This window comes from Vibrio sp. 1401 (genome assembly GCF_033340295.1).
Genome location: NZ_JAWOWF010000775.1, coordinates 1 through 536, shown reverse-complemented (window position 1 = coordinate 536; position 536 = coordinate 1). Strand labels below are relative to the sequence as shown.

Annotated in this window: 1 protein-coding gene and 1 pseudogene; both read right to left on the bottom strand. The window is 47.0% G+C overall.

Annotated elements, in window-relative coordinates:
* Nucleotides 1–291, bottom strand: a pseudogene (locus tag R7Z77_RS28100) (efflux RND transporter periplasmic adaptor subunit); the annotation flags it as partial.
* The coding region (locus R7Z77_RS28095) for a hypothetical protein (RefSeq protein WP_318137401.1) at nucleotides 288–536 on the bottom strand (249 nt) is incomplete at its 5' end. The gene R7Z77_RS28095 and the pseudogene R7Z77_RS28100, both read right to left, overlap by 4 nt.

The following is a 536-nucleotide window of genomic DNA, read 5'->3' as shown; positions in this document are numbered from 1 at the left end:
TCCTTGCCTCACTCTATCGCCAACCTTCACCAATACCTCCATCACCGATGCCGTTAACCGTGCCGCGATATCGGCGTGCTGCTCTGCAACGACGACGCCCGGAAACTCTCGAACAACCGGTTCGCTGGTTAACATCAGTTGATGTGTCTCTGCGTTATTTACATCAATCTGGTTGGTTTTCGCGTCATGTTCTGTCGGCAACTTTTCTGTAAAAAATCCAGCCATATAGAGAAAAAGAAGCGCGAGTATGGCAAACAGAATCACGCCTAACCATTTGGTATCTAATTTCATTGCTCTTCCTCCATCTGAGGTAATCCATGTCCTTTGGTGTTTTGGTATGCAAGGTTGTAAACCACCGGAACCACAAGCAGCGTAAAGATGGTCGAGGCGGTAATACCGAATATGATTGCCCAAGCCAAACCGTTAAAAATTGGGTCTAACGTAATCACGACGTTACCCAGTAACGTTGTACCCGCAGTCAGCAATATTGGCCGCATACGAACAACGCCAGATTCAATCAACGCATCATGTAAGCT